The sequence below is a fragment of the Empedobacter sp. UBA7248 genome (assembly GCF_002472945.1).
Lineage (GTDB): Bacteria > Bacteroidota > Bacteroidia > Flavobacteriales > Weeksellaceae > Empedobacter > Empedobacter falsenii_C.
This window is the reverse complement of sequence record NZ_DKSU01000005.1, coordinates 125875-137862: the sequence shown is the minus strand read 5'-3', so window position 1 is coordinate 137862 and position 11988 is coordinate 125875. Positions and strand designations below refer to the sequence as shown.

Genomic DNA, 11988 nt, shown 5'->3' with positions numbered 1-11988 from the left:
AATATTGCTGTTGTCGAATTTTATTTTCGCACAAGAAAAATGGATTCAGGGAAACATTATTATTGATGATTCTGACGATACAGCAGAAGGAGTTTACGTTACAAATCTGAGAACAAATCATACAACAATTTCTAATTTTACAGGAACTTTTCTTATTCAAGCAAAAGTAAATGACACGCTAAAAATACAATCTGATTGGTATGAAAATCGACTAATTATCTTAAGACCAAATTTGTTCAATAAACAAACAATTGTAGTCCATTTAGCTGTGCAGACAATTCAATTGAATACCGCATATATTGGTCCAAAGTTGACAGGAATTCTTGAAAAAGATGTAAAAAATGGAAAAAAAGCTGATGTTGTAACAAAACTTTATAAAAGTCTTGGCGTTAATCCTGATATCAAACCTATAAAAGATACATCTTCGTTGAAAGCTGGATTTTTGAGTGGAGATATTACGTTAACGAGATTGGATATTGGACGTATTTATGATGTTTTTTCTGGTAAAGCAAAACAACGAAAAGCATTGCTTGATTATGAAGATAAATACGACAAAATAACAAAAATCAAGAATTATTTTGGTGATGATTATTTCACTAACGATTTAAAAATTCCGAAATTCAAAATCAGAGATTTCATTGATAATGCATTAACCAATACTGAATCTAAAATAGAATTGAATGATGTAAATTATTTCAAATTACTCCAATTATTTAATTCTTATAGTAAAATATACCTCGACTTTTTATACGGAAAAGTGCCAAATAACACCAAAGTTATCAAAAAAGATACGATAGACGATTAAAAAAAGAGCTTGATAAATCAAGCTCTTTTTCGTGTTTTATAAGTTGTGTGAAATTAGTTTTTGTAGCTAATCCATTTCATCATTTCTTTCACTGTTGGTTTTTTACCATAAATTAAAATTCCAATTCTATAGATTTTTCCAGCAATATAAACCATAAATATTGTACTAATTAAAAGTAGAAATAAGGATAAAGCTAATTGCCAAATCGGAACATCAAAAGGAATTCGAGTAATCATTGAGATGGGCGAAGTCAATGGAATCATTGATAACCAAAAAGCAACTGGACCATCAGGATTTTCGAAAGTTGTCATACTTCCATAAAGTCCAATCATCATCGGAACTAAAGGAAAATAAGTGAATTGTTGTGTATCAGTATCATTGTCAACAGCAGAACCAATTGCCGCAAAAACAGAGCTGTAGAACAAATATCCTAAGATAAAATAAGCAATAAAAGCAAAAATGATTAACGGATAATTAAACGTCAACAACACTTCGCTAATTTCTGTTACTTTCTGCATCATATCTGGATTAGTCTCCGCTAATTGTGCTTGATTCATCATTTGTTGTGACATATCCATTCTCGATGCTGCAATTGCAGGAAATAAAATCAATAAACCCATTGTCATTCCAATCCATATTGCAAATTGCGTCACTGCAACCATTGTTGTTCCTAAAATTTTACCCATCATCAATTCGAAAGGTTTAACAGAAGAAATGATAATTTCGACAACGCGATTATTCTTTTCTTCAACAACCGAACGCATAACTTTTACACCATAAATCATCACAAACATGAAAATAATGTAAGTTAAAAACATAGATAATCCGATTTTCAACTCCATTCCTTTATCTTCTTTTCCGTCTGTAACATTGAAAACATTCAGGTTAACGCGAGCCTTAGAAGCTTCTAAAGCAGTTTTATCAATACCAGATTTTGCCTGCTTTTCTTTTTCAATCTTATAACTAATTGTTCTCGAAAGTTTTTCTCGATCAGTAATTCCAAGATTTCCATTTGTAATTAATTCTGTATTTTTCTCAATATTTTCATAATTTTCATCTGTATTTTTTGGAATATGAAGAATCGCATTCAAATATTCGCTTCCTTTCAACGTGTCCTTAATTGATTGCAATTCTTGAGGCGTATAAATACTGAACATCATTTGTTTAGTCGATTTAAACGAGGTTACAAACTCTGTACTTTCATCAACAATTGCAATGTTTTTCACTTCGGAATTATTCGCAGAACTCAAAAAGAAGATCACCGCTCCTGCTCCAACAATTAACAAAGGCGAAAGAAAAGTCATAACAATAAACGCTTTGTTTTTTACTTGAGAAAAGAACTCGCGTTGTGCAACTAAAAATATATTTTTCATTTGAAAATTAGCTTAAAGATTAGGAATTGAACTTTGTTTAACGGCTTCCAAAAACACATCATTCATCGAAGGAATAATCTCTTTGAATTGATGAACTTGTCCAACTTGCATCAATTTATCTAAAATCACATTGGTTGGTGTTTCTTTATTGTACAACAGATTAAATTCAGTTCGTTGATTAATGTTTCGTACATCCGAAATCTCAAATTCATTGGCTAAATTTTGAAGAGAATCAGCAGGAATTTCATTCAATTGAATTGAAAATTTCCCTGTCTTAAATTGATTTCTAACTTCTTCGATTGTTCCATCTAACACTTTATTCGATTGATTAATCAATGCCACATGATCACACATTTCCTCCACAGATTCCATACGATGTGTTGAGAAAATAATTGTTGTTCCTTTGTCTCTTAATTCAAGAATTTCATTCGCAATAATTTGTGCATTTACAGGATCAAAACCGCTAAAAGGCTCATCAAAAATCAGCAAAGAAGGATTGTGAATAACTGTAATCACAAACTGAACTTTTTGTCCCATTCCTTTCGACAACTCGCTCAATTTCTTGTTCCACCAAGACATCATATCAAGTTTCTCAAACCAATATTCGGTACGTTTTTTAGCTTCCGCAGAAGAAAGACCTTTCAGTTTTGCAAAATACAGTGCCTGTTCTCCAACCTTCATATTCTTATACAAACCACGTTCTTCTGGCATATAACCAACTTGCCCAATTGATTTTTTTGTCAAGGGTTCTCCATTTAGCAAAATAGTTCCACTATCTGGCGCCGTAATTTGATTGACAATACGAATAAAAGTTGTTTTTCCAGCACCATTTGGTCCCAAAAGTCCATAAATAGAACCTTGCGGAATATTGATACTAAAATTATTAAGCGCAACTTTATCTTTATATTTTCTTGTTAAGCCTTGAGCTTGCAATAAAAACTCCATTTTCTATATCATTTGATTTGTAAAATTAGTAAGAAGAAAGTAAATTTTGTTACAGATTTTAATGAGATTCATTCGGATCCCATACAATTTCTTTAAAATTAATCACTTTATCATTTATAATCTCCACACCTTCATTCTCTAACAATTGTTGCATCAAACTCGAAGGATTAAAATGATGTTTTCCAGTTAACAAACCATTTCTGTTTACAACGCGATGCGCAGGAACATCTTCTCTATTATGTGCATGATTCATTGCATAACCAACCACGCGAGCCGAAAATTTTTCACCTATATATTTTGCAATCAATCCATAAGTAGAAACACGTCCTTCGGGAATTTGACGAACTATTTCATAAATTTTCTCATAAGTATCAGAAATGATTTTTGTCATAATCTAAAGATTTATTGTAAATTTAAAGAAAGTAATAGAATATGAGCCAAAAAGTTCCAATTAAATCTCTTTTAAGCCGACCACGATTTAAGGTTTTTACACATTTATCAAAACAAGAATTTATTGATTTAATCAAAAAACATCTTGAAACTAATTCTACCGAATACGGAGGTTATGCCAATCAAGAAGTTGCGATGATTCGTGTCAGAAAAGACAAGGATAAATATTGGCATCCGCAATTGCAAATCAGAATTGAAGATGATGATGATCATCCTGATTATTTGGTTGTAAGAGGAATTATTGGTCCGCCTTCTAATGTTTGGACATTTTTCGCATTTTTGTATGGTTTGAGTGGAGCTATTTTTATCACATTAGGCTCTTATGCGGTTTCCGAATATATTGTACAAGGAAATAGTATATGGATTTGGAGTATTCCTGTTGCCTTATTGATGGCTTTAGGTACTTATTTAGCGAGTTTATATGGTCATTATTTGGCAAAATATCAATTGGGAAGATTATATCATTTCGTAAATGAATTGCTTCGTGATGCAGAATTTTATCAAAATAGTGACGAAATCAAAGAATAAAAAAAGCGACCTAAACAGGTCGCTTACAAGAAATATGTTGAGATAATATATTAATTAGATTACTTTCACATTAACGGCGTTGATGCCTTTTTTTCCTTGTTCTAAGTCAAAAGATACTTTATCGTTTTGAGCTACTTTGTCTGTTAAACCAGAAACGTGTACGAAGTACTCTTTTCCTGATTCGTCATCTTTAATAAATCCGTATCCTTTTTCTTCATTAAAGAATTTTACAGTTCCTTTATTCATAGTATTTTATTTTCGTTGATAAAGATATAAGATTTATTTACAAAACCAATATTAATTTTTAGTTTTTTTTTATAACAATTTTTTTAGCCTATAATTTCATTATAATTTTGTCTCAAATCATAATATTTTGGCAGGAATTTATATTCATATCCCGTTTTGTAAACAAAAATGCAGCTATTGCGACTTTCATTTTTCAACTAATCTTCAACATAAATCAAATTTAATTCAAGCAATTAATAAAGAACTTGAGATCAGAAAAAATGAAATTTCAACACCTTTAGAAACGATTTATTTTGGAGGAGGAACACCTTCTATCCTATCCGAAACTGAATTAGAAAGTATTTTCGAAACGATTTATAAAAATTATTCGACCAAAAATTTAAAAGAAATTACACTAGAAGCAAATCCCGATGATTTGAACAATGAAAAACTTAATTTCTTAAAATCAACTCCGATTAATCGTTTTTCGATTGGTGTTCAATCATTTTTTGAAGAAGATTTGAAATTGATGAATCGTGCACATAATGCACAAGAAGCTGAAACTTCTATAAAATTGGCGCAAGATTTTGGTTTCGAAAATATAACTATTGATTTGATTTATGGTTCTACAACCACAACCAACGAAATGTGGAAACAAAATTTGCAAAAAGCAATTGAGCTAAATGTTCCACATATTTCTTCTTATGCCTTGACAGTCGAAGAAAAAACAATTTTAGATCATCAGATCAAAAAAGGAATCACAAAACCAGTTGATGAAGATCGTCAAAACGAACAATTTCAACTTTTAGTAGACACTTTAACTTCGAATGATTTTATTCAATATGAAATCTCCAATTTCGGAAAAGAAGACTATTTTTCTTTGCACAATTCTAATTATTGGAAAGGAATTCATTATTTAGGAATTGGACCTTCTGCACATTCTTACAACGGAAAAACTCGTGCTTGGAACATTGCAAATAATTCAAAATATATACAAACTATCAACGAAAATAAGCTACCTCAAGAAATTGAAGTTTTGAATGAAGTAGAACAATTTAATGAAATGATAATGATTGGATTGAGAACAATTTATGGAATAGATTTAAATCGAATTAATTCAGAATTTCCTCAACCATTAGTGAATTCTTTTTATCAAGAACTCAATCAATTAATCAACGAAAATTTAGTCGAAAAGAAAGAAAATAAAATTATTTTGAAACCCGAAGCAAAATTTTTCGCAGACGGAATTGCTTCTAGATTATTTTACATCGATTAATTTGTTAAATTTGCGATATGAATGATAACAGACCAATTGGTGTTTTCGACTCTGGAGTTGGCGGTTTGACGTTTGCAAAAGAAATAAAACGTCTGCTACCAAACGAAAGTTTGATCTATTTTGGCGATACTCAAAATTTGCCTTACGGAGAAAAATCGAAAGAAGCGATTACACAATTTTCGGTAGACATTACTAATTTTTTAATAGACAATAATTGTAAAGCGATTTTAGTTGCATGTAATTCTGCAACGGCTAATTCGTTGAAAGAAATTAGAGAAGCTGCAGGAAAAGATGTTCCTGTTATCGATGTTATTTCGCCAGTTGCAGAGAAAGTTTCGTTTGAATTAAGAGAAAAAATTGGTGTTATTGCAACAAAAGCAACTGTAAATTCGGGCGCTTACAAAAAAGCAATTCGTCGTAGAAATAAACATATTACGGTTATTGAAATGGCAACTCCGCTCCTAGTTCCTGTTATCGAAGAAGGTTTTACAAATTCTACGATTTCTAAAGCAGTTTTAGAAACCTATTTGTTGAACAAAAAATTAGAAGGAATTGATTCGATTATTTTGGGATGTACACATTATACACATCTAGAAAAAGAAATCAATCAAGTGTTTGAAGGAAAAGTTGACATTGTAAATTCGCCTTTAATTGTCGTGAATCAAGTGATTTATCAATTAGCAAAAGAAGGTAAATTGGCTGCTAAAGATGCTATTGCAAACTATACTTTTTATATTTCTGATAATACAGATAATATTATAAAAGTGGCAAAAAAATTCTTTGGAAAAGATATTCAATTAATTGAGAAAAATTTAGAAACGAAATAGAACCGACCATTATTTGTCGGTTTTTTTATAAAATATTACGAACAAACAAAAACAAATCATTACATGGAAAAATCAGCAGAATTAATTGCATTAGAAGAAAAATACGGAGCGCATAACTATCATCCGCTTCCAGTTGTATTGGAAAAAGGTGAAGGTGTTTACGTTTGGGATGTTGATGGGAAAAAATATTTCGACTTTTTATCAGCTTATTCAGCTGTTAATCAAGGTCACTGTCATCCTCGAATCATCAAAGCGTTGAAAGATCAAGCCGAAAAATTGACGTTAACTTCTCGTGCTTTTTATAATGCGGAATTAGGAAAATACGAAAAGTTTATCACAGAATTATTCGGTTTCGATAAAGTATTACCAATGAATACGGGTGCAGAAGCTGTAGAAACAGCGCTAAAAATTGCTCGTAAATGGGGTTACGAAAAGAAAGGAATTCCAGCTGGTGAAGCGATTATTGTAGTTTGTAAAGACAATTTCCATGGTCGTACAACTACTATTATTTCTTTCTCGAATGATGAAGATGCACGCAAAAACTTTAATCCTTACACAAGTGGTTTTGAAGCTGTAGAATACAATGATATTGAAGCTCTAAAACAAATTTTAGAAGAAAAAGCAGATAAAATTTGTGGATTCTTAGTAGAACCAATTCAAGGAGAAGCTGGTGTTAATGTGCCTTCTGAAGGATATTTGAAAGCTTGTGAAGAATTATGTAAACAACATAATGTTTTGTTTATCGCAGACGAAATTCAAACAGGAATTGCACGTACAGGAAAAATGTTAGCAATCGATCACGAAAATATTGATGCCGATGTTTTAATCTTAGGTAAAGCCGTTTCGGGTGGAGCTTATCCAGTTTCTGCAGTTTTAGCAAATGATGAAATCATGAATGTGATCAAACCAGGACAACACGGTTCTACTTATGGAGGAAATCCATTAGCTGCGGCTGTTGCAACAGAAGCTTTGCAAGTTGTTTTGGACGAAAAATTAGCTGAAAATTCTGAAAAATTAGGGCAAATTTTTAGAGCAGAAATCACAAAAATGGCAGAAGAATTTTCGTTATTCAAATCAGTTCGTGGAAAAGGTTTATTAAATGCAATTTTAATCAACGATACACCAGAATCTGAAACAGCATGGAATTTCTGTGTTGCAATGAAAGACAACGGATTATTAGCCAAACCTACGCACGGAAACATCATTCGTTTCGCTCCTCCTTTAGTGATGAACGAAGAACAGTTACACGAATGTTTAACGATTATTCGTAAAACTGCGCAAGAGTTTAATAAATAATCAACAATAAAATGATATAGAAAAAACCTGATGAAATTTCATCAGGTTTTTTTATATTCGAAACTTTAAATAACACTATGAATTCTTTTAAAATAAACGTTTCTGAAACGTACAAAAAGGCGCAAAAAAAATCGGCAGTTTGGATTGCTCTTTTCTTGATTACTCTTTTCTTTTCTACAATTTTGAGCATCATTATTTTTATAATTTGTGTTTGTGGAGGAATCGCTATCGTCATTGCCAAACCAATGTGGATTACCATCTTTTTAGGTTTGGGACTGTTGGCTTTAGGAGGTTTAATCGTTTACTATAACATTAAATTTATTCTAAATATTTTCAAAAAAACAGCTACAAATGGAATTGAAATTTTTGAAACAGATCAACCAGAATTATTCAAATTAATAAAAGAAACCGCAGATAAAGTTGGCACAAAACATCCAAAAAAAGTATTTATTATTGATGATGTAAATGCATATGTTTCCTACTCGAACAATTTGCAAAGTTTAGTTTTTCCAACGAGAAAAAATTTGTCGATTGGTATTGGTTTGCTTCATGGTATTTCTCAAAATGAATTAAAAGGGATTATTGCACACGAATTTGGGCATTTTTCTCAAAAATCAATGACAATTGGTAGTCATGTTGGGAATGCGACCAAAATTATGGAAGATATTTTATACAGTAATCAAACCTTGAGATTTGATGTCGATAATTTAGGTCAAATTAATGGAATTGTTGGTTTTATCTCGATGGGCGCTGTTGCTTACAATAAAATGATTGAATCTATTTTGAAAATAATTCACAAAAAATTAGAATTTAATTATCTAAAATTAAGTCGAGAAATGGAATTTCATGCTGATCAAATTGCAACAAATGTTGTAGGAATTGAAACGATGAGTAAACCATTATTGAGAATAGAATTATATCAATTTGTTTACCAAGAATTAGCCAATTTTTATACAAGTTTACAAGATGATAAAAAGTTTTCGACTAATATTTATCAAAATATGAATCAATTAGTTGATTTTTATATCGATGATTATGAACTTTCTTTAGAAAATAATTTAGCAATTGTTGGAATTAATGAATTTAATCAAAATCATTCTTTACTACAATTTGAAGATTTATGGTCGACGCATCCAGAAATGGACAAACGTTTGGCAAATATAGCGTCTACAGATCATCATTCTGAGATAGATAAATCTCCAAAAGCCATTACTTTACTTCAAAAAAATAATGAATTTGAAGAAGAATTTACATTCAATTTTTTCTTTCAATTAAATTTATATCGTGTCAATGAAATAGACAATTCAGAATTTATTGAAACGTTTAAAACCATTCATAATAAATACAATTACCCTAAAGTTTACAATCATTTTTTTTCAAATTATGATTTACCTTTTGATCGAATTAAAAAAGCTGATTTAACGGATAAACAACAAAATATTCCTACGAATGAATTGTTTTCGGATGAAAATATTATAGTTGCTAAACAATATTTAGCTTTACAAATTGATTTATTGCAATTAGATTTTTTTTCCAGTCAAAAAAAGCCGCAACCATTCAAATACAACAATGTTGTTTACAATAAAAAACAAGATGTACTGAAAGTTAAAGAAGAATTGGAGCAAATAAATAAGGAAAAAGAAGTTGAGTTTTCTGAATATTTAGATAATATTAAAATATTCTTCAGATCTAATTTAGATGAACAAAAATCTATTTTATTAGAAGATTGTATCAAAGTTGAAGCAGATTTATCAGCGAATATTCAATTGGTAAATGAAATTAGAACTCATATTAATTTTGCTACAAAACCTATTCACGAAAAACTAAGAATTGAGGCATTAACAGTTCTGAATGATCAAGTAGAACAACTAAAAAATGTAACAAAAGATATTCTACAAAGTGAAATCGCAAAGGAAAAAATAACAATTCGAGAAATTGAAAATGCGCAATATTTTATAGATGAAGATTGGATTTTCTTTTTTGACTCTACAGGTTATAACAACAATGCTTTCGAGAATTTGATTGAAAATTTATACTTTGTAGATCAAGTTTCAAATAATTTATTGTTTCAAAAAAAATCTGCTTTTCTAAAAGAATACGAACCATTGTTAGACTATACATCAAAAACAAAAGCCTCTTAATTAGAGGCTTTTGTTTTATATTTTAAGGAGCTAAACGCTCTTTTTTCCAATCAAAATCGTCTTGTAAAACATAACGAACTCTATCGTGTAAACGACTTGGACGTCCTTGCCAAAACTCTATTTCCGTGGGGCGAATCAAGAAACCTCCCCAATGTTCTGGGCGCGGAATTTCTTTTCCCTCATATTTTTTCTCTAATTCTAATTCTTCTGCTGCTAAATCTTCGTGCTCATCAATCACAGAACTTTGTGCCGAAATCCAAGCGCCTAACTGGCTACTTCTTGGACGCGTTTCGAAATATCCATCCGAATTATTATCCGATGTTTTTTCTGCTACACCTTTTATAATAATCTGTCTTTCGAGAAATGGCCAAAAAAACGACAAACAAACATTCGGATTTTCTAACAAAGCTTTTCCTTTCTGGCTGTTATAATTCGTATAAAAAATAAAACCTTCGTCCGTATATCTTTTCAATAAAACAACGCGAGTTCTCGGAAAACCATCTTCACCAATCGTCGCAACAGACATCGCATTTGCTTCATCTACTCCATCCGATTCTTCCGCTTGCAGAAACCAATCACGAAATTGTTCGATCGGATTTTCTCTTAACGAATCAAAATTCATCGACTGTTTTTCGTAAACTTTTCTTTTATAACTTAAATCTTGTTTCATTAATGATTATTTTATATTTTTAAACAGCTAATTGTATATTTCGTTAAGATTTTACTCAATAAAACCGAAACAAAAATGTCTATCAAAAGTATAAAAAAAGGAGCTATTTTGGTTGCAAAACCTACATTAAGTAACGATATTTTTCAGCGAAGTGTTATTTTGATTACAGAACACTTAGAATCTGGAAGTATTGGTTTTATTCTTAATCATTCTTCTCATATTCCGATTAGTATTTTTGTATCTGAAATAGAATCTGCTTCTATTGTTTTTGAAGGTGGACCTGTCGATAAAGAAAATATCTATTATATTCACAAACGACCTGATTTAATCAGAAATAGCGAAAAAATTGCTGACAATTTATATTGGTCTGGCGTGTATGAAGATGTTCGCGATGCAGTAAATCAGAATTTGATCACGCAAGAAGAAATCAAGTTTTTTATTGGATATTGTGGTTGGGCGCCAAAACAAATCATAGATGAATTAAACGATAATTCTTGGGCTGTAACAGATTTGGATTTTGATATTTTTGAGCGTTGGGATGCTGATTTGTGGAAAAAATTAATGAAACAGCTTGGAGGTGAAAACTTAATTTGGCTAAACACCCCCGCTGATCCTTCTATGAATTAATCGATTATAAATACTTAAAAATCGATTTTGTTTTGTCTAAAGTGTATTCTTTTTTACGATTTTTGGTAATTGGTAAAATTCCAACTCCATCAATCAAAATGAAAACTTCTTCGGCTTTCTGAATTTCGAATGGAAAAATTTCGACTTCTTCTACTTTAAATTCTTCAGCTTTATTAATTTTTGTAATGAAATTATTTCTCAAAACACTTGTAATAACACCTTCTTCTTTTTTCGGCGTACGAATCGTTTCTCCATTCACCACAAAAATATTTCCTCGTAAAGAACGTGCCATTTTTTTGTTTGCATTTAGCAAAATAATATCAGCATAATCATTCTCTAAACGATAGATTTCTGCAATATTTTCTTCTGGACGATACGTATTCACAAGTGAGTAAAATGCCGTATTGATCGCATAATCTTTATAAACATCAATCTCGTTTTCAGCTTGTAAAAACTCCCAACCATTTTCACTATTTTCGATAGAAATCAAATAATTGATGGATGCTTTTAGATAATCTTCCTCATCATTTCTGAAAGCAAAAAAATCTACTTTTCCTGACTTGGTCTGATTTACTTCTGCTAATAAATTGATTTGTTCTTGAAAAAATTCTGGTGTAAAATCCAACGGAATATTCATGCGGTAAATACGCATAGCAGCCATTAGATTGAAATAATGATCTTCCCAATCAATAATTTCACCATTTACAAATCGTAAAATTTCTTTTACAGCATCACCATTACGAAAAGCTCTGTTCTGAATTCCTATTTCTGCATTTGCTTTTTCGACAATAACGCCACCTAAGTTAATTTTCAAAATAATAGATT

General features: G+C 30.7%; 13 protein-coding genes. 7 read left to right on the top strand and 6 right to left on the bottom strand.

The genetic code is table 11. From position 1 onward, the window contains the following. Positions 1 to 10 precede the first annotated feature (10 nt). A complete protein-coding gene (locus tag B4A23_RS02965) occupies positions 11 to 805 on the top strand; it encodes a hypothetical protein (RefSeq protein ID WP_291116692.1) in 795 nt (264 codons plus the stop codon). 53 nt (positions 806 to 858) lie between these two features. Here the strand turns inward: B4A23_RS02965 and B4A23_RS02960 are convergent, their stop codons facing one another. From B4A23_RS02960 to B4A23_RS02950, 3 genes are read right to left on the bottom strand one after another with little or no spacing between them, the layout of a single operon-like run. Further along, a complete protein-coding gene (locus B4A23_RS02960; protein ID WP_291116690.1) occupies positions 859 to 2178 on the bottom strand; it encodes an ABC transporter permease in 1320 nt (439 codons plus the stop codon). 12 nt (positions 2179 to 2190) lie between these two features. After that, positions 2191 to 3123: an ABC transporter ATP-binding protein gene (locus B4A23_RS02955; protein WP_038330560.1), complete on the bottom strand. Its 933-nt coding sequence runs from the start codon at positions 3121 to 3123 to the stop codon at positions 2191 to 2193. Between the two features lie 58 nt (positions 3124 to 3181). Beyond that, positions 3182 to 3514, bottom strand: coding sequence for an MGMT family protein (locus B4A23_RS02950; RefSeq protein ID WP_115000393.1), 333 nt, complete (start codon positions 3512 to 3514; stop codon positions 3182 to 3184). A 41-nt stretch (positions 3515 to 3555) separates the two neighbouring features. Here B4A23_RS02950 and B4A23_RS02945 point away from each other — a divergent pair, with 41 nt between their 5' ends. Next, positions 3556 to 4101, top strand: coding sequence for a hypothetical protein (locus B4A23_RS02945; protein WP_291116687.1), 546 nt, complete (start codon positions 3556 to 3558; stop codon positions 4099 to 4101). Positions 4102 to 4155: 54 nt separating this feature from the next. Here the strand turns inward: B4A23_RS02945 and B4A23_RS02940 are convergent, their stop codons facing one another. Continuing rightward, positions 4156 to 4347 (bottom strand): cold-shock protein, encoded by a 192-nt coding sequence (locus B4A23_RS02940; RefSeq protein WP_038330556.1) that lies wholly within the window; start codon positions 4345 to 4347, stop codon positions 4156 to 4158. A 127-nt stretch (positions 4348 to 4474) separates the two neighbouring features. Between B4A23_RS02940 and hemW the strand changes: the two genes are divergently transcribed. The 4 genes from hemW to B4A23_RS02920 all read left to right on the top strand — a co-directional run bounded on the left by hemW (position 4475) and on the right by B4A23_RS02920 (position 9866). Next, a complete protein-coding gene (gene hemW, locus B4A23_RS02935; protein WP_291116684.1) occupies positions 4475 to 5602 on the top strand; it encodes a radical SAM family heme chaperone HemW in 1128 nt (375 codons plus the stop codon). A gap of 17 nt (positions 5603 to 5619) precedes the next feature. Then, positions 5620 to 6429 (top strand): glutamate racemase, encoded by an 810-nt coding sequence (murI, locus tag B4A23_RS02930; protein ID WP_291116681.1) that lies wholly within the window; start codon positions 5620 to 5622, stop codon positions 6427 to 6429. 63 nt (positions 6430 to 6492) lie between these two features. After that, complete coding sequence (gene rocD, locus B4A23_RS02925; RefSeq protein WP_291116678.1) at positions 6493 to 7725, top strand: ornithine--oxo-acid transaminase; 1233 nt, start codon at positions 6493 to 6495, stop codon at positions 7723 to 7725. 77 nt (positions 7726 to 7802) lie between these two features. Further along, positions 7803 to 9866 carry a M48 family metalloprotease gene (locus tag B4A23_RS02920; protein WP_291116675.1) on the top strand — a complete coding sequence of 688 codons (2064 nt, stop codon included), beginning with the start codon at positions 7803 to 7805 and terminating at the stop codon, positions 9864 to 9866. 22 nt (positions 9867 to 9888) lie between these two features. On the opposite strand, the gene pdxH is transcribed toward B4A23_RS02920, so the two are convergent. Then, positions 9889 to 10536: a pyridoxamine 5'-phosphate oxidase gene (gene pdxH / locus B4A23_RS02915; RefSeq protein WP_286511850.1), complete on the bottom strand. Its 648-nt coding sequence runs from the start codon at positions 10534 to 10536 to the stop codon at positions 9889 to 9891. A gap of 75 nt (positions 10537 to 10611) precedes the next feature. On the opposite strand from pdxH, the gene B4A23_RS02910 reads away from it, so the two are divergent. After that, the gene (locus B4A23_RS02910; protein ID WP_291116672.1) at positions 10612 to 11163 is read left to right on the top strand and encodes a YqgE/AlgH family protein; all 552 of its coding nucleotides are present in this window, start codon (positions 10612 to 10614) and stop codon (positions 11161 to 11163) included. A gap of 4 nt (positions 11164 to 11167) precedes the next feature. Here the strand turns inward: B4A23_RS02910 and B4A23_RS02905 are convergent, their stop codons facing one another. Further along, positions 11168 to 11977 (bottom strand): aminotransferase class IV, encoded by an 810-nt coding sequence (locus tag B4A23_RS02905; protein ID WP_291116669.1) that lies wholly within the window; start codon positions 11975 to 11977, stop codon positions 11168 to 11170. Positions 11978 to 11988 lie beyond the last annotated feature (11 nt).